Annotated in this window: 17 protein-coding genes and 1 pseudogene; 3 read left to right on the top strand and 15 right to left on the bottom strand. The window is 62.1% G+C overall.

Translation table 11 applies throughout. The annotated features are described in order from the left end of the window. Nucleotides 1-947 (top strand): Fic family protein (locus tag BMI89_RS19025; protein ID WP_246832074.1); only part of this gene is annotated, 947 nt, incomplete at its 5' end. Nucleotides 948-1,154: 207 nt separating this feature from the next. On the opposite strand, the gene BMI89_RS19020 is transcribed toward BMI89_RS19025, so the two are convergent. The 10 genes and pseudogenes from BMI89_RS19020 to BMI89_RS21145 all read right to left on the bottom strand — a co-directional run. Next, nucleotides 1,155-1,358 carry a formate dehydrogenase subunit delta gene (locus tag BMI89_RS19020; RefSeq protein WP_078572393.1) on the bottom strand — a complete coding sequence of 68 codons (204 nt, stop codon included), beginning with the start codon at nt 1,356-1,358 and terminating at the stop codon, nt 1,155-1,157. A 15-nt stretch (nt 1,359-1,373) separates the two neighbouring features. Continuing rightward, nucleotides 1,374-1,547 (bottom strand): formate dehydrogenase accessory sulfurtransferase FdhD, encoded by a 174-nt coding sequence (locus BMI89_RS19015; protein ID WP_246832073.1) that lies wholly within the window; start codon nt 1,545-1,547, stop codon nt 1,374-1,376. Between the two features lie 80 nt (nt 1,548-1,627). Then, nucleotides 1,628-4,522 carry a formate dehydrogenase subunit alpha gene (fdhF, locus tag BMI89_RS19010; protein WP_078572391.1) on the bottom strand — a complete coding sequence of 965 codons (2,895 nt, stop codon included), beginning with the start codon at nt 4,520-4,522 and terminating at the stop codon, nt 1,628-1,630. Beyond that, nucleotides 4,519-6,027: a formate dehydrogenase beta subunit gene (locus BMI89_RS19005; protein ID WP_078572390.1), complete on the bottom strand. Its 1,509-nt coding sequence runs from the start codon at nt 6,025-6,027 to the stop codon at nt 4,519-4,521. Before BMI89_RS19005 ends, fdhF begins: the two co-directional genes overlap by 4 nt. After that, entirely contained in the window at nt 6,024-6,500 is a 477-nt protein-coding gene (locus tag BMI89_RS19000; RefSeq protein ID WP_078572389.1) for a formate dehydrogenase subunit gamma, read from the bottom strand. The genes BMI89_RS19005 and BMI89_RS19000 overlap by 4 nt, the downstream gene beginning before the upstream one ends. A gap of 89 nt (nt 6,501-6,589) precedes the next feature. Then, nucleotides 6,590-7,474, bottom strand: a complete 885-nt coding sequence (locus BMI89_RS18995; RefSeq protein WP_078572388.1) for a LysR family transcriptional regulator — start codon at nt 7,472-7,474, stop codon at nt 6,590-6,592. A gap of 68 nt (nt 7,475-7,542) precedes the next feature. Next, on the bottom strand, nt 7,543-9,264 hold the full coding sequence (locus BMI89_RS18990; protein WP_075777247.1) for an OFA family MFS transporter: 1,722 nt from the start codon (nt 9,262-9,264) through the stop codon (nt 7,543-7,545). Between the two features lie 247 nt (nt 9,265-9,511). Continuing rightward, nucleotides 9,512-11,452 carry a cache domain-containing protein gene (locus BMI89_RS18985; protein ID WP_078572387.1) on the bottom strand — a complete coding sequence of 647 codons (1,941 nt, stop codon included), beginning with the start codon at nt 11,450-11,452 and terminating at the stop codon, nt 9,512-9,514. A gap of 3 nt (nt 11,453-11,455) precedes the next feature. Beyond that, nucleotides 11,456-12,808, bottom strand: coding sequence for a sigma-54 dependent transcriptional regulator (locus tag BMI89_RS18980; RefSeq protein WP_078572386.1), 1,353 nt, complete (start codon nt 12,806-12,808; stop codon nt 11,456-11,458). 242 nt (nt 12,809-13,050) lie between these two features. Beyond that, nucleotides 13,051-13,267 (bottom strand): annotated as a pseudogene (locus BMI89_RS21145) (integrase); the annotation flags it as partial. A 455-nt stretch (nt 13,268-13,722) separates the two neighbouring features. Here BMI89_RS21145 and BMI89_RS18970 point away from each other — a divergent pair. Next, complete coding sequence (locus BMI89_RS18970; protein ID WP_078572385.1) at nt 13,723-13,989, top strand: hypothetical protein; 267 nt, start codon at nt 13,723-13,725, stop codon at nt 13,987-13,989. Nucleotides 13,990-14,413: 424 nt separating this feature from the next. Here BMI89_RS18970 and BMI89_RS18965 read toward each other — a convergent pair whose 3' ends face one another. Continuing rightward, the gene (locus tag BMI89_RS18965; protein ID WP_078572384.1) at nt 14,414-15,001 is read right to left on the bottom strand and encodes an SMC-Scp complex subunit ScpB; all 588 of its coding nucleotides are present in this window, start codon (nt 14,999-15,001) and stop codon (nt 14,414-14,416) included. 2 nt (nt 15,002-15,003) lie between these two features. Beyond that, the gene (locus BMI89_RS18960) at nt 15,004-15,888 is read right to left on the bottom strand and encodes a DUF1403 family protein (RefSeq protein ID WP_078572383.1); all 885 of its coding nucleotides are present in this window, start codon (nt 15,886-15,888) and stop codon (nt 15,004-15,006) included. Nucleotides 15,889-16,123: 235 nt separating this feature from the next. On the opposite strand from BMI89_RS18960, the gene BMI89_RS18955 reads away from it, so the two are divergent. Next, nucleotides 16,124-17,167: a tyrosine-type recombinase/integrase gene (locus tag BMI89_RS18955; protein WP_078572382.1), complete on the top strand. Its 1,044-nt coding sequence runs from the start codon at nt 16,124-16,126 to the stop codon at nt 17,165-17,167. A 1,698-nt stretch (nt 17,168-18,865) separates the two neighbouring features. Here BMI89_RS18955 and repC read toward each other — a convergent pair. The 3 genes from repC to repA all read right to left on the bottom strand — a co-directional run bounded on the left by repC (nt 18,866) and on the right by repA (nt 22,376). Continuing rightward, complete coding sequence (gene repC / locus BMI89_RS18950) at nt 18,866-20,080, bottom strand: plasmid replication protein RepC (protein ID WP_078572381.1); 1,215 nt, start codon at nt 20,078-20,080, stop codon at nt 18,866-18,868. Between the two features lie 174 nt (nt 20,081-20,254). Further along, a complete protein-coding gene (gene repB, locus BMI89_RS18945) occupies nt 20,255-21,196 on the bottom strand; it encodes a plasmid partitioning protein RepB (protein WP_078572380.1) in 942 nt (313 codons plus the stop codon). Nucleotides 21,197-21,200: 4 nt separating this feature from the next. Continuing rightward, nucleotides 21,201-22,376, bottom strand: coding sequence for a plasmid partitioning protein RepA (gene repA, locus BMI89_RS18940; protein ID WP_078572379.1), 1,176 nt, complete (start codon nt 22,374-22,376; stop codon nt 21,201-21,203). Nucleotides 22,377-23,123: the final 747 nt, after the last annotated feature.

Genomic DNA, 23,123 nt, shown 5'->3' with positions numbered 1-23,123 from the left:
AATCCGTGACCGGATTAAATCGGAATGACCGACCGGATATTATCGGAATCGGTGACCAGATGACCCCGGTGTGCGCACCCCGACCCACGTCCATTGAGTTTCTCACGTGGGTGCATAAGGCTTTCTACGACGAAATGCCTGATGAGTTTCGAGTCATAGAGCACCCAGACGGAACACTCGAACCGATCATTCCCGGGCGTATGCGCCAAGACGGCGACAAGGAAGTGGCGGTCGGGCGTCACCTGCCTCCTTCTTCGCCGCGCGTTGCCGCCTTCATGGAGCACTTTGACAAGCGCTTCCAGATCGCTGCGCGGTCCTCTAGCGGGAGGATCATCGCGATCGCGTCGGCGCATCATCGACTGAATTACATCCACCCATTCCCGGACGGAAACGGGCGCGTCAGCCGATTGATGTCCCATGCCATGGCCCTGACAGCCGGTATTGGCGGTCAAGGCCTGTGGTCAGTTTCCCGAGGACTTTCACGCGGGCTTACCGATCGCGGTGAATACAAACGCATGATGGACCTAGCAGACAGCCCAAGGCGCGGAGACCGCGACGGGCGCGGCAACCTGTCTGAAGCCGCCTTGAAGGCTTTCAGCGAATGGTTTCTGAAAGTGACGCTTGACCAAATCACGTTTTCCGCAAAGCTGTTCGACCTTGGCGGGCTAGAAAAGCGCTACCGCCGCCTTGTCGGAGACACCATTGACGACAAGCGTGCCCCAGATCTGATCTCGGCCGTTCTCCGCTATGGCAAGCTTGAGCGTGGTGAGGCACAGATCGTTCTCAAAACCTCTGAACGCACCGCGCGCAACACGCTCGGCAAACTGACCGCTGCCGGGTATCTGACGTCGTCTTCGCCGAAGACGCCAGTAAGACTGGCGTTCCCGATGGACTATCGAGAACGGCTTTTCCCGAACCTTTTCGCCGATGGCGGTTTGCCAGAGTAATGGTAATCGAAATGGACAATAGCGGGTCCTCGGACAGATTTACGTAAAAAACCTTATCGGCGAGCTCTTTGCACCTGCAGCACCGCGACACGAAGGGCGGATTCCGGACATTTGCCGCGAGCGCAAGCGTTTTGCTACCCTGCGACGGAAGCTGACATTCCATCACCAATGCAGGCAGGCAATTGACGAAGACGCCGGTCTTGGCAATCAGACCAGTGGAACCGCTTTCAAGACGATGTCATCCAGCCCGTCGCCGCCGCCGGCGGCATAGTCCCGCAACTGAGCACGCATGCGCGGCTCCCAGAAGTCGGTGATATGTGCGGCAACTTTGGCGGGTGCATCGTCACCCGGCTGGGTTTTGAAGAAGGTGGCGATCTGGTTCGCCATGCGGATCATTTTGTCAGGCGCCATTTGCGGCCTCTTTATTTATAGGACGGGAATAAAGATTACACTCAGGCCGCTGATGAACGCAGCAAGGGTGATCCCAGCCTGCTTGATGAGACCCACGGCTGCGCTGGTGGGGGCTGAGACAGTTCTGGGGACTGGAATGCCCGCGACGGCGCATTTCTGGTCCCTCTCGCTAGACAGCCGGGAGGTCATCCCGGCGCGCCACGGACCGACTGGATCAGCGCCGCTTTGCGCGGGCGCTCGGCCCGGTGCCCTAGTGTGCCTCTGCATATTCATTCCGCCGCGGGCAGAATCCGGCGCGAGCGTTCAGCCTGTGCCGCGTAATCCTCCTGCCAGTCGGTTGGCCCGTTCGAGGGCGAGACCTGCACCGCCGTGACCTTGTATTCCGGGCAGTTGGTGGCCCAGTCGGAATAGTCGGTGGTGATGACGTTGGCCTGCGTATCGGGGTGGTGGAAGGTGGTGTAGACCACGCCAGGGCTGACGCGATCTGTCACCTTTGCCTTCAACGTCGTCTCGCCCGACCGCGAGGCTAGCTTTACCCAGTCGCCATCGTTTAGGCCACGGTTCTCGGCGTCGTGTGGGTGGATCTCCAGCACGTCGCCGTCATGCCAAACCACGTTGTCAGTGCGCCGGGTCTGAGCCCCCACATTGTATTGCGACAGAATGCGCCCGGTGGTCAGCAACAGCGGGAAGCGCGGGCCGGTCTTCTCGTCTGTCGCGACGTATTCGGTGACGATGAAACGCCCCTTACCCCGCACGAAGCCGTCGACATGCATCAACGGCGTGCCTTCCGGGTGGTCTTCGTTGCAGGGCCATTGGATCGAGCCCTTTTCCTCTAGTAGGGCGTAGTTCACACCCGCGAAAGACGGCGTCGTCGCAGCGATTTCGTCCATTATCTGGCTCGGATGGGTATAAAACCATCCTGCCCCCATGGCATTTGCCAAGAGTTGCGTCACTTCCCAGTCGGCATAGCCATTCTTTGGCGCCATGACCCGACGCACGCGATTGATGCGGCGTTCGGCGTTGGTGAAGGTTCCGTCCTTTTCGAGGAAGGTCGATCCCGGCAGGAACACATGCGCGTAATTCGCCGTCTCGTTCAGGAAGAGGTCATGCACGATAACGCAGTCCATAGCTGCCAACCCGGCCGCCACATGTTTAGTGTCGGGGTCGGATTGCAGGATGTCCTCGCCCTGACAATAGAGCCCCTTGAAGCTGCCCTCGACTGCCGCATCTAGCATGTTGGGGATGCGTAGCCCAGGCTCCGGGTCGATCTGAACGCCCCAAGTGGTTTCGAAAATCTCGCGCACCTCGGGCAGTTTCACATGGCGATAGCCCGGCAGTTCGTGCGGGAAGGACCCCATGTCGCACGAGCCCTGCACGTTATTCTGCCCGCGCAGCGGATTCACGCCCACGCCGGGACGGCCGATATTGCCGGTCAGCATTGCGAGGTTGGCAATCCCCATAACGGTGGTCGAGCCCTGCGAATGCTCAGTCACGCCAAGCCCGTAATAGATCGCGCCGTTGCCGCCACGGGCAAAGGTGCGGGCCGCAGCACGCAGTTCCTCAGCGGGAACGCCGGTCAGGAGCTGGGTCGCCTCGGGGCTGTGTCGGGCCTCTGAGACGAACTCGGCATAGACTTGGAATTCGTCCCAGTCACAACGTTCGCGGATGAACGCCTCGTCCATCAGGCCTTCGGTGACGATCACATGTGCCAGGGCGGTGACGACGGCAACGTTGGTGCCCGGCGTCAGGGCCAGATGATGCGAAGCCTCGATATGCGCCGATTTCACAAGGTCGATGCGGCGTGGGTCGATCACGATCAGCTTGGCCCCGGCGCGCAGGCGCTTTTTCAGGCGGCTGGCAAAGACCGGGTGACCGTCGGTCGGGTTCGCGCCGATGACAATGACCACATCGGTCTGTTCGACGCTGTCGAAATCCTGTGTGCCAGCGCTGGTGCCAAAGGTCTGGCCCAGTCCGTAGCCGGTCGGCGAATGGCAGACGCGGGCGCAGGTGTCGGTGTTGTTGTTGCCAAAGACCGCGCGGGTCAATTTCTGCACGAGGAAGGTTTCCTCGTTTGTGCAGCGGCTGGAGGTGATAACTCCGATGGACTTCTTGCCATAGGTGTCCTGCAACCCGCGCAGGCGGTTTGCTGCAAAGGTCAGCGCCTCGTCCCAGCTGACTTCGCGCCACGGCTCGTCGATGGTGTCGCGGATCATCGGGTTGAGGATGCGGTCGCGGTGGTTGGCATAGCCATAGGCAAAGCGGCCCTTGACGCAGCTGTGCCCGCGATTGGCCTTGCCGTGCTTGTAGGGGACCATCCGGACCAGATCGTCGCCCTGCATTTCCGCCTTGAACGAGCAGCCCACGCCGCAATAGGCGCAGGTGGTCACGACGGACCGATCCGGCGTGCCCATCTCGATGATGGATTTTTCCTGCAAGGTCGCGGTCGGGCAGGCCTGCACACAGGCTCCGCAGGACACGCAATCCGACGACAGGAAGTCATCGCCGGCGCCACCCGCCGACACGCGGCTGTCAAACCCGCGCCCCGCGATGGTCAGTGCAAAGGTGCCCTGCACCTCTTCGCAGGCGCGGACGCAGCGGTTGCATACGATGCACTTGGACGGATCGTAGCTGAAATAGGGGTTCGAGTCGTCCTTGGGCAGCCATTCGGGATTGGCCTCGCCGCTGGTGTTGCGGGCGGAGAAGTGATTGGCCAAGCCGCCGTTTTCCGGCGCCTTGTAGCGCACGTCGCGCAGGCCGACAGCGCCCGCCATGTCCTGCAACTCGCAGTCGCCATTGGCCGAGCAGGTCAGGCAGTCCAGCGGATGGTCGGAGATATAAAGCTCCATCACGCCCTTGCGGATCTTGCGCACCTTGGTCGAGTTGGTGTCCACCACCATGCCCGGCGCGACCGGCGTCGTGCAGGAGGCCGGGGTGCCCCGGCGGCCTTCGATTTCGACAGCGCAAAGGCGGCAGGACCCGAACGCCTCAAGATTGTCCGAAGCGCAAAGTTTGGGAATTTGGATGCCGATTTCGGCAGCGGCGCGCAGCACCGACGTGCCCTCGGGCACCGTTACCTCGAACCCGTCGATGGTCAGGGTGACCGGCTTACCCTTCCTGGCGGGCGTGCCCATGTCGCGGTCGACTGGAATGATGAAGTCCTTCATTCGGCGGCCTCCTTCAGGCGAGCGAAATCGTCGGGGAATTGGGTGACGGCAGACATGACCGGAAACGGCGTAAAGCCCCCCAACGCGCAGAGCGAGCCGTCCTTCATCGTCTCGCACAGGTCGGCCAGCAGCGGTAGCGCGTCGGCGTCGCCCTGTGCGATGCGGTCGATGGTTTCGACACCGCGCACCGCGCCGATCCGGCAGGGGGTGCATTTGCCACAGCTTTCGACGGCGCAGAATTCCATCGCAAAGCGCGCCATGTCCAGCATGTCGGTGGTGTCGTCAAAGACGGTCAGGCCCGCATGGCCAATCAACCCGCCCGCCGCGTCGAACTCCTCGTAGCCCAGCAGTGTGTTGAACTTGCTGAGCGGCATGTAGGCCCCCAGCGGCCCGCCAACCTGCACCGCCTTGACCGGACGGCCCGACAGAGTGCCGCCCCCGAGATCGTTGACCACCTCTCCGAGGCTGATGCCAAAGGCGGTTTCGAACAGCCCGCCGCGCGCCACGTTGCCTGCGATCTGCAGCGTCACGGTCCCACGCGACCGACCAAGGCCGAAATCGGCGTAGGCCTGCCCGCCCTTTTCGAAGATTACCGGCACCGTAGCGAGGCTGATGACGTTGTTAACCACGGTCGGGCGTCCAAGGAACCCCTCGAGCGCGGGCAGCGGCGGCTTGGCACGGACTACGCCGCGCTTACCTTCGAGCGAGTTGAGCAATGACGTTTCCTCGCCGCAGACATAGGCGCCCGCGCCTTTGCGGATTTCCATCTCGAAGGCGCGGCCAGAGCCCAGGACGTCAGGGCCTAGCAGCCCCTCGGCACGGGCGACCTCCACCGCACGGGTCATCACGGCAATCGCGTCGGGATATTCCGAGCGCAGGTAGACGTAGCCCTTGGTGGCACCGACGCCGATCCCGGCAATGGTCATACCCTCGATCAGAGTAAAGGGGTCGCCCTCCATCAGCATGCGGTCGGCAAAGGTCGCACTGTCGCCTTCGTCGGCGTTGCAGACGATGTATTTCTGCGGCGCGTCAGCATCGTGCACGGTCTGCCACTTGATGCCGGTCGGGAAGCCAGCGCCACCCCTTCCGCGCAGGCCGGACGTCTTGACTTCGTCAACGATCTCCTGCCCGGTCATGGCCAGCGCGCGGCGCAGCCCGGCAAGGCCACCATGCGCCCGATAATCGGCCAGCGACAGCGGATCGATCACCCCGACACGAGCAAAGGTGAGGCGGCTCTGGCGCTTCATCCAGTCAAGGTTTTCGACCGGGCCAAGCGCCTTGGCGCTGCTACCATCCAGAATACCCACCACATCAGACGGCTCAGCAGGACCAAAACCGTGGCGCACGCCATCCACTTCGACCTCGACCAGCGGTTCCAGCCAGATCATCCCGCGTGAGCCGGTCCGCACGATCTGTGCCTCGGGGGCCGCAGCGCGCAGGGCGGAAACCACTTCCTCGGCCCCCAGTGCTTTGGCCGCGCTATCCATCGGAACGTAAATCTTCATGCGGCCATCTCCGCCAGCAGCTTGTCCAGTTTCGCGGCATCGACGCGCCCCACCACCCGGTCATCCACCATCGCGGCGGGCGCACACGCACACATCCCAAGGCAATAAACCGGCTCGATCGTCACCGCGCCATTGGCCGTGGTGTCGTGCCATTCGAGCCCCAGCTTGGCCAGCAGCGCGTCGGCCACCGCCGCGCCGCCAACCGACTGGCAGGCCTCGGCGCGACAGATTTTCAGAACATGACGCCCGGCGGGCTTTTCGCGGAAGTCATGGTAAAAAGTGATCACGCCGTGCAATTCGGCGCGGGTGATGTTCAGGGCATCGCAGATCGGTCCATGGGCCTGCGTGGGGATATATCCGAACGCTTCCTGCAAAGCATGCAGCATCGGCAGAAGCGGCCCTTCGAGGGCGCGGTGGGCGTCGACGATCCGAGCGATCTCGTCGTCGTCGATAACGGTGGCAGGCTGGGCCATGGCTGTCGTCCTCCAATTTGGCATACGTTGGCACACGGTAGGGAGCGCTGATCAATAACGGCGTTCCGTGGGGCGATAGGAGTTTTGGATCAAGTGGCAGGCAGGCGCCTGGCTTCGGCTAGAAGCGCCGACAGAATGGGGGTTCGCGGGTCGCGCTGCGGCAGGATCAGGGCGACCTTCTGTGGCCGCGACGCACCTTCGAGCGGCACCAGCGCGACGTCTTTGCCGCCTGCGACGAACTCGGCCACGTCCTGGGGCAGCACGGTCATGCAATGGCCCGACGCCACGCTCGCGACCAGCGCGATGATGGAATTCGCCTCGATACAGGTCGCCGGGGTCACGCCGCTTTCGGCAAAGAGCCGATTGATGATCCGCCGGTTCTGCATGTCAGGGGTGAGCAGTGCCAGCGTCTGCCCTTCAAGATCGGACCACGACATCTTGGGCTTATCCGCAAATGGAGAATTGCGGGCACAGACGAGGATATAGCTTTCGTCATAGAGTTCTGCGGCATCAACTCGGCCGAGAGGCTCGTTTTCCAAGTAGGAAATCCCGGCATCGGCCTCGAAATCGTCGAGCATTTGCAGGATCTCGCGAGAGTTGCGCGACAGGATGGTGAAGCGCACGCCCGGATGACGCTTGGCGAAAGTGGTGCAAAGCCGCCCGGCCCAGGTCTGCGCGGTGGGGATCACCGCAAGCCGCACCTCGCCGGTCAAGCCGTGCCGACTGTTCCGCATCTCGTCTTGCAATTGCCGCGCATCCTCGACGATGCGCTTGGACCAGGATAAGGCGGTCTGGCCTTCAGGTGTCAGCCCGCCAAACCGCGAGCCACGATGCACCAGCTGCACGCCCAGCTGCGCTTCCAGCTGCTTGATCCCGGCGGACAGCGTCGGCTGCGCGATATTCATCCGCTCGGCAGCACGCCCGAAATGCCCCTCTTTGGCCAGCGCGATGAACATTTCCAGCTTGTCCAGCATCGGCGGTCTTTCCTGCGGCGCTCTCATCGAAGGCCGGGGCGCGCAACGCACGCCCCGGCCCGATTTCATCATTCACCCGGAACGGCTTGCAGTTCCGGTTCGTCGTGGTGGTGGTGTTCCTTAACGGGCTTCATCATCAGGTTGGCAAAGAACGCCACGACCAACAGCGCCGCCATGCAATACATGGTGGTGTTGTAGAGCGACGGGGTCGGGTCAATCGTGCCGGCGGGCGCAATTTCCATCAGCTTGGCGATAGTCACGGTCTTGGCCGCGGCCAGTTGATCCAATTGCGTCAACGGGGCACCGAATTTCTCGGCAAAGGCCGCCGGATCGACCTTGGCGGCCAGATCCTGGATCGCGTTCGTCACCGACATCTGCCGCAGCGAGGTGATGGCCAGTGGCCCAAGCACGCCTGCGGTAGACCAAGCCGTCAGCAACCGCCCGTGGATGCCGCCCACATGCATGGTTCCGAACATGTCGGCGAGGTAGGCCGGGATAGTCGCGAACCCGCCTCCATACATCGAGAAGATGATCATCGTCGCGGCGTAGAAGCCGATCAGGTAGACGATCGACGGGTTGGTGGCCACTGCTGTGGCGAAATAGGGGATCGACAGATACAGGATCGTGCCCAAGACGAAGAAGCACATGTATGTCGCCTTGCGGCCGATGTAGTCCGAGGTCGACGCCCAGAAGAAGCGCCCCACCATGTTGAAGACCGAGATCATCAGCACGTAGGTCGAGGCGAACGCCGCCGTGACCACCAGCGGCATCACCGTGCCGAAGATTTCCGACATCATCGTTTTGGCCACACCGATCACGCCAATACCGGCGGTCACGTTGAAGCACAGCATTAGCCACATCTGCCAGAACTGCGGCGTTTTCAGCGACTGATCGATATGGACGTTGTTTTGCGACACCATGCCCGAGGCGACGGGCTTGGGCTGCCATCCTGCGGGCTTCCAGTCTTCGGCAGGCACGCGATACTGGAACGAGGCCAGGATCATGACGATGAAATAGACGATGCCCAGCGTCATGAAGGTCTGTGCTGCACCCGTATTGCCGGTGCCCACGACATAGACGCCCGCCTGGCCGCCGAAATCCGCTGCCTGCGCGGCACTGGCCACGACGACCTCGACCTTGCCTGCGGCGGTTTCGGCAAAGACACGACCGTTTTCGACCACGGTCGCGACAGCGTCTCGCGCGCCGAGGAAGTCGGGGGCTTTCTGGAACACGCCCAGCAGCCAGCCTTGCACCGGAGCCGCGATCATCGCGCCGCCGCCGAAGCCCATGATCGCCATGCCCGTCGCCATGCCCCGCCGGTCGGGGAACCAGCGGATCAGCGTCGACACCGGCGAGACATAGCCCAGCCCCAGCCCGCAGCCGCCCAGCACGCCGTAACCAAGATAGATCAGCCAAAGCTGGTGCGCGGCGATGCCGAACGAGCCGATGATGAAACCGCCGCCCCAAAGGAACGCGGCCACCACGCCGACCATGCGCGGCCCAACGTCTTCCAGCCACTTTCCCGCGAAGGCCGCGGCGAGGCCCAGAAACACGATCGCGACCGAGAAGATCCAGACGACCGAGCTCAGCGACCAATCTTCGGCGGCGGGCGCGACCACGCCCAACGCGCGGGTCAGCGCCGGGTTGAACACCGACCAGGCGTAGACGGAGCCGATGCACAGATGAATGGCGATGGATGCCGGCGGAACCCGCCAGCGGTTGAAACCGGGTTCGGCGACGATGTGGCTTTTGTGCAGAAAGCCCAGCGCCCCGCCAGAAGCGTTGCTCATGTAGTTTCCTCCCATGTTCTTGACGGAACGCCCCGGTCTCCTCCCCGGGCCGCTCCGGCGGCATGCAACGGCATGCGCGGACATAAGCAGGCGATTCAGCCCTTGCGTTGTCAAGAAAATTATTATTTTTTATCAGTTACTTAATGGGACACATTGTCCTGCCCCGCTCTCTCGCTTTCGAATAAGTTGGACATTTTGTCCCGGCACATGCGACGCCGGTCGGCGAAGTCTGGTCATTGTGTCCGGATCAGTCGGCAACAGCGGCGGGCAGGATGATTTCAAACCGGCTGCCACCTCCGGGCATCGAGCGCGCGGAAATCCGCCCGCCGGCGCGACTCACGAGTTGCTGGCTGATCGACAGGCCCAGTCCCGTGCCCTGCGCCTGCTTGGTGGTGAAGAACGGGTCGAAGATGCGCGGTAGCACCGACGGGTCGATACCGGTGCCGGTATCCTCTACGCTCAGGATGACCTCGCCGGCCTCCTCGGCCGTAGCCACGCGAAGTGTCCCGCCGCCGGGCATGGCTTGGACTGCGTTCAGAATCAGATTGACGATGACCTGCTGCAATTCCGTCCGCGACATATGCACTTGCGACCTGCTCTCGGTCTCAACCACACTCGTGATGCCCGCCGCCTGAATCTGGTGCCGAGTCAAGACGAGGCAATCACGAGCTACCTGCGAGAGGTCCACCAACCTATCGGCGCCGGAATATTCCTCGGGGCGCGCGAAATGCAACAGCTTCGAGACAATGACACCGATGCGATAGACTTGGTCGTCGATGAGGCGGAACTCTTCTTCAGCTCGGCGGCCGTCCTCTCCAAGGTTGCTGCGCGCGAGGTCCAAATTGCCTTGGATCACCGCGACCGGGTTGTTGATTTCATGCGCGACAGAAGCGGTGATCTCGCCCACAGCGGCCAGTTTCTCGGATATGATCAGACGTTCGGTAGTTTGCTCCAGTCGCTGGTTGGCGTCATGCAAATCGCGGGTTCGCTCCTCCACGCGGTGCTCCAGCGTCTGACCCCATTGGCGCAGCTCGCGGTCGCGTTGTTGGAGCCGGTCTAGCAGGCTGTCGAAATGTCGCGCGACCTGTGCGATCTCGCCATCCGTTTCGACCGGAGCGTTGCGTGCCCCCAGATCGCCGCTTTCCACCCGGTCGATGGTGCGGGTCATTCCTTCGAGCGGGCGAAAAATACGCCGAGCCCATCGCAGGAAAACAGGAACCGACGCCAGTGTGATGAACAGGAACGCAAGGCTCAGCGTAATGACCGAATTGCGCTTGGCCGCGCTGAACGGCGCTTCTAGAAAGCCGACATAAAGCATCCCGACCGGTGTGCCGAAACTGTCGAGAATGGGTTCATAGGCCGAGATATACCAGTCATTGACGACAAAGGCGCGATCCAGCCAGATGTATCCTTCGCCCAGAACCCGTGCGCGAACCTCGGCAGAGACACGAGTTCCCAGCGCCCGCACATTCTCAAAGAGGCGAACATTGGTGGAAATGCGCACGTCATCCAGAAACAGCGTCGCCGTGCCCTGGCTGCCCTCGGGCAGGCTTTCGGCGCGGTAGACGAGCGCGTTGATCGTGTCGATGAAACCCAAGTTTCGGTTCAGCAGGACGCCCCCCGCCAACGCCGCCCGCGTCCCGTCTGGAAGCGTCAGCGGGGCGGCTGAATGAATGACCATTCCGCGCATCTCGACGGTGCGCTCCGTGGGCACCGCGCCGCGGGTGGGAACCAAGGGAATTTCCGCTTGCGCAGCTAGGTCGGGGGATATCGCTGCCAACGTATCTGCATCGAACACGTCGATCTTGCTTTGCCACTTCCCGTCGAGCGCATCTTTGATGACGGGCCAGGTCGTATCCCGCGTGATATGTAGGAAATCGAGCCCGAGCCGCCCACGCTCCTGCTCCAGAAAGGCGTCGATCGTGCCATTGTCGAGCGCGGTTTGCAGCGCCACAGACCCCGCGACGGCATCGATATGCTCACCAGAGGTCTCGACCAGCCGCCCGAGATATTGATCCGCGATGGTCAGGTCACCGGTGACCTTGTTGAGCAGGATCGCGTCGACCTTGCCCGACCAGCGCCAGATGGTGCCGCCCAGCAAGACCGGCAAGAGCACGAGCATCGGCAGCAGCGCGATTACCAGCAGGCGCACGCGGACGGACCGCAAGGCTTTGGGCGCGCGCAGCATTACCTACAGGCCCCAGGCCGCGCATTTTCGGTCAATCGTCTTGCGCGAGACGCCCAAGCGTCGCGCGGCCTCGGCTCGGTTGCCGCCAAGCGCCTCGAGAGCGCGAAGAATTTCGCGCTTTTCCATGTCCTCCAGCGGCGCAATTTCGCCCGGCGCAACGGCGTCCCCGAGCGTTTCCATCGGGAACCGCCCAAAGATCAGTGCGCGCTCGACGAAGTTATGCAGCTCACGGATATTTCCGGGCCAGTCATGGCGCAGCATGGCCGACCTGACTGCGGAGATCATCTCGACCATCGGCAGATTGAGTGCTGCCGCGATTTCGGTCTGGAACAGCTCGGCGAGGTCCAGAACATCGGTGCCGCGATCCTTCAGAGGGGGCATGGCCACTTCGATAACGTTGATGCGAAACAGCAGGTCCTCGCGGAAATGACCCTTATGCACGGCCGTTTGCAGCGACTTGCTCGACGCGATGACAAAGCGCAGGTCCAGTTGCACGTCGCGTCCGGTGCCGATGGGTCGGATCACGCCGTCTTCGAGCACGCGCAGAAGCGCCGTCTGCGCGTTTGCGCTCAACTCGCTGACATCGTCAAGAAAAACGGTCCCTCCTGAGGCCTGTTCGAGCAATCCCTCATGCCCGGCCTGTGCGCCGTTAAAGGCTCCGGCACCGTGACCGAACAATTCGTATTCGATCATGTCCGCCGGGATGGCGCCGCACTGGATCGTGACGAATGGGGACGCGCCGCGCCCGGACCGGCCATGCAGATGGCGCGCGGCGACTTCTTTGCCTGACCCGGAGGGGCCGGTGATGAGCACCGGCGTCGACAAGGGTGCCACGCGTTCCAGCAGCGCTCGGACCTCAGCAATTGCAGGCGAGGCCCCGATCAGTTCCTTGCGGCGATTGCCGCTGGCGGCCGTCTCCAGTTCCCGCCGCAAAAGTGCATTTTCGCGTTTCAACTTTGCCAGTTCGAGACACTTGCGCAGCGCGTTCAGGATCTGGTTCGAGCGGAAAGGTTTGATCAGGAAGTCCGAGGCACCCGCACGCATGGCCTCGATGGCCGTCTGCAAATCGGCATAGGCCGTTATCAGGATCGTATCAGTAAAGCCACCCTTGGAGCGCTGCTCCTGAAGCCAGTCGAGACCTTTCTGCCCCGGCATGATATTGTCGAGCACCATTATGTCGTATTGGCGCGCTGCGAGCATCGCTTCGGCGGCGCAAGTATCTTCTGCGCTGTCCACATGGCGTGCGAGGGGATGCAGCGTATTGACGAGGAAATGCCGCATCCCCGGCTCGTCATCGACGATTAGGATACGCGCCGCACTGAGCGGATCGGTCCCGTCTCCGGGCGCTTGCAGCATGAACACCTCCCAGTTGCTGCTGTCAGAAGACCATGCCAAGTCCTACAAACTCTCCCGCACAGAGTATCCCTTGCGCCAAGCGCTCAGAATTTCAAGGCCGGCATTACTTTTATCAAGGGCACTTTTATTAGAAAGCGTCACCTTCCGAGGCGAAAGTCGGCTTCGACACGCAATGCTTCAGCAATCCGAGGCAACGAGAACGACCGCCTTGGGACGTCCATGAAGGGCGCCCCGGTAGACCAGATTTCCACGGTTTTAGAGATCGCCAGCGCATCCTCCAGTTCGACCCCCAGATATCGGACCGTGCTGTCCATCTTGGTATGGCCGAGGAGGAGGATTAACGGCGCGAAGGTTGCCCGTCTTCCGATAGAACTGCGCGACCATGGTGCGGCGCATCGAGTGCTTGCCATAGGAGCTGGGTTCGAGGCCGATGGAGGTCACCCAGTCACGAACCGCCCTTCACGGTTGAGCCGACAGCGGTCGCGACGGCAGTCTACCTTGGACTGGCCGTGACGGCAGCGGGACTGTTCCTGTGGCTCTGGCTGCTGCGCACCATTCCGGCCCGTGTTGCGGCGAGTGTCCAGTTCCTTTAGCCAGTCTTCGGGATCGGGGCGTCGGCGGCGCTCTTTGGCGACCGTATGGGGGGCTTTTCCTGATCGGAGTTGCGTTTGTTCTTGCCAGGGTCGCGCTCACCGTCATCACGCAACGAAAGTGAAGGCAAGACAACGGCAGCTTGGTTCGCACTGCTTACCTTGGTCGGGAAGATGATGCTGCACATTGCTGCGAAGGGCCGGTTCGGGGAAGCTGCGGCGCAGCGATCGCCAGCCTCGTGAATGTCCGGAGAGGGCCGATTGCTCCAAGTTCGCACAAACTCGAATCTCCCACCAACACCCGAACCATGCTATAAGCAACGGATGAAGAGCTTTCACGACGAGATGCTTGAGGCGCGCCCGGAGATCGCGGAGCGCGAGGCTGAGTTTTCGGCTAAGATCGCTCTTGCGATGGAACTCCGCGCTCTGCGCGACGCAGCCAACCTAAGCCAGAAACAGATCGTAACTCTTTCGGAGTTGTCGCTCGAAGACGTTCAGACCTGCGAATCGCTCGCCGGAGGGATGCCGGCGCCTGACCTTGTCGCAGCGTATCGCTCTGCGGTTCACAAGCACACATCTTTGCAAGCTTAGCCCAGGGGCAAGAATTCACCGCCGACCCAACGAGCGATCAAGGGTGCGTTCATCCTGGTAACAGATACAGGCCCGAAGATTTCGCCGACGCATCCGCTGGCACCACTCCCACTTCGACCAGTGCGCCGCAGCTGGTCGAAGTCCTGTTGCTCGGCGTATCTCTGCGCAACTCATATGAATATCGGTTCAGCGCCGGGCAATCCCTGAAACTCGCCTCTCGCTGCTGTGAACCCCATGCTGAGCAGTGATCCACCACTCTATATGCATTCCGAAACTCAGCTTTCACAATCGCCGCTTGCGTCAGCGTGTAAATTCTCTGCCCCTGAGTCCGAGGCGACGTGAGAACGGTGCCACCAAATGTCCATTAGATCTGTCACGATATGACTGTTAGAAGTCGAACCAAACGACCATCACACGCATCTCGCTACGCGGGCCCCAGCCCGGCATCGTCGAGGTGTTCCCGCTCCGGCAAATCTAAAAGTGTCTCCAGATCGAAGGTCGCGAGGAACTGATGGGTGGTCACGAAGGTAAACGGCGCGCCGCGTTGCGGGGCGCGGGGGCCGGTGGCGATCAAGCCGTGCGCATGCAGACGGCCCGTGAGGTCGCGGCTGATTTCCTTGCCGAAAATATCCTTGAGCCCGTCGCGAGTGATCGGCTGGTGGTAGGCGATGGCCGCGAGCACGGCGATGTCGAATTCGCTCAGCTCGAAAACCTGGTCCCCGACATCCGCCGCCGCCCGGATCGCGGGCGCATAGACGGGCCGGGTGCGCAGCATCCAACCATCGGCAACGCGCGCGACTTCGAAAGCGCGCCCCTCCAGATCGGCTGAGAGGTCGGCGATCAGCAGGTCGACCAAGGCCCCCTGCCCCACCACCCGCGCCAGATCGTCGCGCGGCACCGGCGTTGCGGAGGCAAAGAGCACCGCCTCGATCCGCCGCATCCATTCGCGCCAGCGCAGCTCGGGCGGCAGGTCGGTAAGCTCGCGGTCCAGCGCAGTCCGATCCCTCGCCATGCTCACACCCCATACAGGCGGAAGGTATCGCGCCCGGTCAGCTCGCGGATCGCCCCCAGCTGGACGAGCCTGTCGCAAAGCCTGCGCGCGGCGCGATCGGGCAGCGGCAGGGCGGCCGGAGCGATTGCGTCCCGGGCAAGGAACAGGGCCACCGCCTCCGCCGCCCCTTTCGCCCGCAGCTTCGGCGCTACGGCACGCAGCCGGGCGGTCCGACGGGTAAGGTCTATTAACAGCCGGGTCGTCTCGATCCCCGCGGCGTGCAGCGCGCGATGGCAGGCGAAGTGCAGCTCCGCCCCGGTCAGGCGCAGGTCGGCGCGTTTCAGTCCCGTCGCGAGCAATGGCACAAGATGGCTCCAACCAAGAGTCTGCGCCAAGGCGGCATCGGCGAGGATCAGCGCCGCGAGCTGCGCGCGCGGGGCGTCAGCGCGCACCACCTCCAGAACGCCCGCCGCCCGCGGGACCGGAGCCCCCTGCCCTGCCACCAACCAACGGTCGAGCGCCTCCGGAGCGTGATCGGGCAGAGCGCGTTGCAGCGCCGCGACCGAGAGCGGCCGCTCTACCGCGCGCCGCCATGCCAGATAGACTTCGCCCGCCGGTCCCGGCAGATCGCCGTCGCGCAAAAGGTTTACGGCGTCGCGCAGATCCGCCGCCCGCTCCGGGCGGCCCGAATGAGTCACGCGGACCTCCGCCGCACGTAACGCGAGGCGTTCGCGCAACAAAGCATGGGGGGCGTCGTCGCGCGTGAACACCAGATGCAGATGGCTCAACGCGGCACCCGACAAAAACGCCACATCTTCAGGGGTTTCGCCATGCCCCTGCGTGACCCAGGCCGGCGGCTGCGGTAAGGTTTCGCGAGCGTCTGAGATGGCGGGCTTCTGCGACGTCATGATTCAGACTACCTCTCTGCGGCGCTTTTAGCCAGCATATTACGGCGAAACCGCCCCGCTTTGCCGGTCACTGTTATGTCCAATAATCTTGCATTATCGGACTAAAGCCAACTAAACTCGAACCTGCGGGCATTTGCTAGGAAAACCGACGCCGAATGGCTCACCCAAAAACTACCCGGCTGTCAGTTACCGGCCAGCTGGCAGCTTCAAAACCGTTACTTCAGGAGCCGATCCGATGAGCGACGACCCCGATAACGACGCGAGGGACACAGCCCCTGCCCTTCCGGGAAATATCGCAGGCTCCGGCGCGCTCGACCGCCTTGTGGAGACCGCGCGCGGCTATGCGCAGCAGTCGGCGGCGGACAACACGCTCGCGGCTTATGCCGCGGATTGGGCGCAGTTCGCGCGTTGGTGCCGGACGAAGGGCGCAGAGCCCCTGCCCCCGTCGCCCGAGATGATCGGCCTATACCTTGCGGATATCGCCGCGCCGGCTGACAACTCTCCGGGCCTGTCGGTGTCGACAATCGAGCGGCGGCTCTCGGGCCTGACATGGAACGCGGCGCAGCGCGGTTTCACTATCGACCGGCGTAACCGCCATATCGCGACAGTGCTCGCCGGAATCCGCCGCCGTCACGCGCGCCCGCCGAAGCAGAAGGAAGCGATCTCACCCGAGGAGATCCTCGCCATGGCGGCCACCCTGCCCCACGATCTGCGCGGATTGCGGGACCGCGCGATCCTGCTGCTCGGCTATGCCGGAGGATTACGACGATCGGAAATCACGGGGCTCGATCTCGCGCGCGACGACACGATCGATGGCCGTGGCTGGGTCGAGATCTTGGAAGACGGCGCTGTGATGACACTCAACGCGAAGACCGGTTGGCGCGAGATCGAGATCGGCCGCGGCACCTCGGAGCGTAGTTGCCCGGTCCACGCGCTCGAGCAATGGCTGCGCTTCGCCAAGATCGATTTTGGGCCCCTCTTCGTGCGCGTGTCCCGCGACGGGCGTCGGGCCCTCGAGGCCCGGCTCAACGATCGCCATGTCGCGCGGCTGATCAAGCAAACCGTCCTTACAGCAGGCATCCGCAGCGACCTGCCCGAGGCCGAGCGGCTCGCGCTATTCTCCGGCCACAGCCTGCGCGCGGGCCTCGCGAGCTGGGCCGAGGTGGACGAGCGTCACGTGCAAAAACATCTTGGCCACGCCTCGGCGGAAATGACCCGCCGCTACCAACGCCGCCGCGATCGGTTCCGGGTGAACCTGACGAAGGCCGCGGGGCTCTGAACGCGGCGCTCTGACAAAGTTGACAGCCGTCAACAGTGTGAGCCTGATGCTCGTCGCTGTGGTTATTCGCGCTTCACATAGCTTTTGATCTTTGGGATACGGCGCGGCTTTGGGCGTCGCTTCTGGCAGGCCCCACGGCTCGCGTCATTCACTGGGCGCTGCTGAAATCGGTGGTTACGCACGAAAGTGCCGATGGCTTCTCGCGGACGCGTGGGTGTGGGGCGCCGATGAGGGTCGCAAGATCGGCTCCCGGGATTTGAGCTCGCGGCGCGCCGATCGAATAGTGAGCGACGATCGACCCGCCATCGGCCGTCCGCCAAAGCTACGATGGTCAGACGTGAAACACAGACCACCACACCACATCGGGCGGAGAAAGGGACGCCACATGTGGTTATTGCAAGCTGTAGTGAGACACCGCGAGATAAGCTCACCGACGAGGCATGGTCCGATAACGTGGACACTTCGCTTCTCATACTGGCGGTAAGCTGCGCCGGTACAGCACGGGCAGCCCGCGCCTTTGCAGCGAACAACCAAGCGCTGCCGCAATCTCGCTTCGAAGAACCCGTGCGCGGATTGCGGGTTCTCATTTTGCGACCGGCCACCAAGAGCCGATGACTTGGTAGCTCGCCGCCAAAAGTTGACAGCCGTCAACTTAGAGTCGGGCGCATCCCAGGCGTCCTGGCACGTCGAAGTGTCGCGCAGAGCGGAGAGCGGGCACGATTTCCATTGCAGTCAATGATGAAGCGCGTGGCCCCAAGGGGGCACTTTGCCACCAGCGGTGGCAACACAGGCCCCACTTAATACCTCTTACCAAAGCGCAACCTGCGAAGCTGTCAGCTCGGTGGATGAGTTTAGGGACACACTACGGAATTCTCGCGATGCATTTCCAAAAGCGGGCAGGAGAGCAATTTACGTCACTGCAAACCCTCCGAAAAGCTCGGCCCGGTGGCATTCGCGCGCCACTCGTGGATAAAACCCAGGCTTTATTGAGCTTGGCGAGTCTCGCGAAGCCGCGCAGCTATGTTGACAGCAGTCAACTTCATCTTCGGGGGACGAAATCGCCGTCGCGCCCCAAAACTGTTCCAGCGGAGCGAAACGTGGCTATGGCGAAGGGCAGGGTGCTTCGATTTTCCCTTCGATAAACGCTGCGGGCCTGATCACGCAAAGCCCGCGACGCACCGAAGCGCGTGGAACTCGGCAGCATGACTTGAGATCTATTCGGGCCTCGGAAATCGTCCTTGTCCGCACACCATACCGCTCGATGCTACCTTTCGCGGGATCCGAACCGAGGCCGCCTCGGGATGACCACTGAAAAGCCCGGCATCGACGTTCGACGCCAAATCGTGAACGGAAAGGCCGAACTTGTCAGCGGAACGGGTAGAGCAGGGCAAACCTGAAATCCCTTTGGCCTGCACCTTCACTCCCGGCCGTCTTCCGCCGCAGAAACATCGACAGTTGAAGCACGGGCAGATGCGACTGCGAAGGGCGTGCTGTTAAAAGGCGATCGATTATCCGCACACCACAGCACGCCACTTGGCTGTCTCGTACTCTCTACCCGAGCGAGACAGCGGGGGAGCGGCATCCCACTCGACCACAGGCATGACGCGCCGCCGTCTTTTGTGCGGGGAAGGGTAGGGGGCTCGCCAACGCAGCGACCTCCCCGTGCCCGATCCAGCCTATCGCCCCAGCACGCCGACATCACACCGCCCGCGCGTTTCGCGTTTGCATCAGGGCCATGACCATCGGGCCGGGGCTGAAGCCACCGTCTGCAGCTTTGCTCGAGAGCGCGCGCAGGTAGCCGCCGGGGTTTCGGATTTCCTCGGAGCGCTGGAGCATTGCGAGAACGGTTATCGCCGCGTTGGTCGCGCCCATATGGCGCGCAGCTTCGGCCCAAGCAGAGGGCGAAATGCCCATCATCGGGTGAATGAATTCGGCCCGCGCGATCAGATCATCCCAGGATCGGATCGGTTCGTGCGAATAGTCTCGGGCATCCGGACAGGCCTGCAACACGAGCCACAGCGGCAATTTCGGCGCTTCCGCTTCCTTTTCTGGTTCGCACGGGTCCAAACCCTCGGACGGAGAGGGTAGGGGCGACCCCGTTGCTGCTTCTTCCATTTCTTTGGAAGATTCAGATTCGTATAGACTTATGTTTGAATCTTGTATGTGCCGCTCATTATAGACGTCTTTGCCGCTTATATTTTCTGATTTTTCTTTCGGAATGAAGGCCTTAGCTTTCTCCCGCAAATCGTTCGCGCGAAGATGCATGTCGGTCATCTCCTCAAGGCCCAGCTTCCGCCGCATCTCGCGGTTCATCAGCGCCAGCATATCGGAGAGCGCGTCCCAGTTCGCAGAGACCGTCTCGCGGCCATAGTCGATGAGCTGGGCGACATCGCGCAGGATCAGCACCACAGCCTCGCGCAGCGCCTTGTAGCGGGCCTGTGCCTCCCGGGTCGCCTGTGCGGCCTGTGCGATCTCTGCCTCGCGCAGCAGCAGCGGGCGTAGATCGAAGCCGAACGCCACCTGGAGCTGTTCACCGGCGCGGCGGGCGTAGCGCTTGCCGTTGGGGCTGTCGTGGCGGATCACGAGGCCGGACTTCACCAGCGCCGCGAGATGCCGCCGCAGCGTGCTCTCAGGCATCCCATGAGCGCGCTCGGAGAGCGAGGCGTTGGACGGGAAGACGATCGTGCCGTCGCCCTCGGCGAGCGTGGGGTGCGGGTGAAAGGACAGCAGCGCGTTCAGCACTGCCAGATCGCGGTCACTGACGCCGAAAGCGGCCCGTGCGACGGTCAGATCGCGCATCACGGCCCATTTGTCGCGCGCAAGCTCGGGTAGCGGCGCGTCGAGCATCTCGGCGGCCTGCAAATCCCCTTTGTTCAGGCTGCGCCCGAACGGGGTTTGTGAGATATGTTGCATCCTGTCTGTCACGAAGACATGAAAGATCGCTCCGCAGACATGGCGGTTGTTGACAGGAGTCAACTGGTCAGGATACGTTCAAAGTGCGAGAAAGAACGGCCCTTCGGGATGTCATGTCCTGGGGGGTCTTTTTTTGTCCTGACGTGCCTCCTTTTTATCGTTGCGGTCTTCTGCTCATTCCCCGTCTTTGCGGGAGAATTCCTCGTGCAGCCGCGCCATATTCTCGCGCAGCCAATCGGCGAAACTGTCATCGTGCAGCGTCATCACGGGCTTGCCGCCGCGCCGCTGCGCCTCTGCTAGAAGCGCGCCGTTTTTCGTCGTGATCTTCTCGGGGGCAGGCTTGCTCGGGGCATGCGCATCAAACACCGCCTCAAAGCGCTTATTGCTGCTGTTCCCGGACGCGAGCTTCACGACTTGGTCAATGGGGAGCTTGCCGAACCTACGCGCCAAGGTTACCCAACGATCGCGACCGATAGAGGGTGCCGTTCCGATCGCCTGGATAACTGCTTCCGGGATCGCATCCGTAACCTTTTTCATCCGGCTTACTACAGTTTTATCCGTGTGCAGTGCTTCGCAGATCACTTTGTTTTCGAAGCCGCTTTCGGCCATCTGCCGCGCAAAATTCGCTTTCTCAATAAAACTTAGGTCTTTGCGAGCGGCGTTCTCTTGTCCTTGCGCCACGACAAGATCGCGATCGTCAAGCTCGCGCACCATCGCTCGCACCGGCATTCCGAGCTGTTGCAACGCTCGAACGCGACGCCGACCATAGACGATTTCGAAGCGGCCCTCGTGATTAGGCGAGTGGCGAAGCATCACAGGCACCTGCTGACCGTACTCGCGCAAGCTCTCCATTAGTTTCGCAAGGCTTTCGGGATCGGAATCGAAGCGATCCTTCAGCCCCGCATCGTCGATCATGTCGGCGGGCACCTCGACCAACGCACGGGTCCGTAGCTCGGCCAGCGACTGGCTGACCGCGCCGATAGCACCGGTCTGGCGCCGCGGCGGCGGCGAGGCGGGTTTGTCGGCCGGGGCAGGGGCGCCAGCCGCTTTGCGTGCGCTCGCCTCCGCCTCGTTTCTTGCGTTCATGAGCCCGTCGAGAAGGTTCTTGCGTGCCATAATATCAGCGCCCCCACGCTTTCTGGATAAGGTCCTCGATCTCGCTATTCACGGCATTGAGGCTCTCAAGGGCGCGTTCATACGTCGAACGGGTGAATTGCGATTTCTCCACCTCGTAGAGCGTCTGCTTGGTGATTCCCGCATCCGAGATCGCGGTGGACTTTAGGGCAGGGTGGTTCAGCACATGCTCCCCAAACATCGAGCGCATGAAGCTAACCATCTGATTTTGTGGTCCGTCACCAGGCTCGTAGCGGGTCACGAGGTAGCGTAGCCAGTCATAGGACATGTCGCCGCCGGCCTCGGCCACGACGCCCAGAAGGTTCGAGGTCATCAGCAGGAACTGGCACATCGACATCACGTCGAGCATCTGCGGATGCACCGTCACCAACACTGCGGTCGCCGCGGAAAGCGCGGACATCGTCAGGAAGCCCAGCTGCGGCGGACAGTCGAGAACGACCACGTCGTAATCGGCCTCCACCGTGCCGAGCGCATCGCCCACTCGGGTGAAGAACAGCTCACGCGAGCCCTGCGCCAGCACCCGCGGCGTGTCATGCTCGAACTCCATCAGGTCGAGATTGCCGGGGATGATGTCGAGATTGGTGAAATAGGTCTTCTGGATCACGTCCGCCAGCGGCACCGGATCGTCATAGCGGATCGCGTCATACAGCGTGCCACCGTCGAGCAGGTCGAACTCGGGCTGGAACCCGTGCAGCGCGGAGAACGAGGCCTGCGGGTCCAGATCGATCGCCAGAACACGGTAGCCGTCGAGCGCAAGTTTTTGCGCCAGATGCGCCGAGGTCGTGGTCTTGCCGGAGCCACCCTTGAAGTTGATGACAGAGATCACCTGCAGATGATCGCCCTCGCGCCGCCCCGGAAGGTAGGTGCCGGGCGTCTTCGCGCCTTTCTCCAGCATCTCGCGCAGCGCCTGGATGTCGTGAGGGCTGTAATACCGCCGTCCGCCCGCGCGGATCTCGGGTTCCGGACCGCGCCCGTCGAGATGCAGCTTGCGCAGATAGGCATCCTTCACGCCCAGAAGCTGTGCCACCTCGCCGGAAGTGAACTTGCGCAATTCCCGCTTGGTATCCGGCGGGAAAAGGGCACGACGGTGCTCTTGCAGCTGCTCGGACAAACGCTCAGCATGTTGTCCGACGATCTGATCGATCCGCATATGTTCCGTCATCTCTGCCCTCTCGCCTCTGCGCTTGTTACGCTTTTAGGCGTCTCATTCGTTCTTTTCCGTATAATTCACTAGAACGAACCGAGTCTGGCAAGAGTTTTTTTGGCGGGCGCGACCAGAATCCCACAATTTCGAGAGCAATATCTAGCGAAACCTGCGCGCGAAGACACTAACCAAGGGTCTGAGCGGCGTAGACTGCCCCGAATCCCGTCGTACCGCGTCACCCGATTCTCTGTCGCGCCGCCTCACAGGCGGCTCTGGGTCTCCGCGAAACAATCTTGCGCGCCTTCTGCGGCGGGCCGCAGCCAAGCTCAGGGCGTTTTACTATCGGGGCAGGGCGCGAGCCACATCCGACGTGGCGCTCAGCAAGCTCTGGCCGAGGTGAAAGAAGAAACCGAAACGCTGCCAGCGTGACAGCCATGAGATTGACGGGCGCGATGCCAACAATGAGGGAAACACATTCTTTCACCAGCCAGCGGGGGATGCGTTTTTTCGAGTGGATTCAAAATACGTAATTTCGCATCAAACCAAGACACGTATTTTTACATTCGGGCGCAACGTGTTTTGCACATGCTCGTTCGAAACAGGCCGAATCTTGCTTTCCGTGAGTAAGGCGAGTGACTTCAACAAGATCAACTATGGGTTGATCTTCGGTTTTTTGGGCGCCCGCGGAAAAGTTTTGTTGACAGATTGATATATGATTTACTAAGCGTAAACCGTCTGAAGACGCACGGTGCCGGTCATCACCGT

This window comes from Thioclava sp. F36-7, from assembly GCF_002020075.1.
Taxonomy (GTDB): Bacteria; Pseudomonadota; Alphaproteobacteria; order Rhodobacterales; family Rhodobacteraceae; genus Thioclava; species Thioclava sediminum.
The sequence above is the reverse complement of the archived record's forward strand: the minus strand, read 5'-3'. Positions and strand labels throughout refer to the sequence as shown.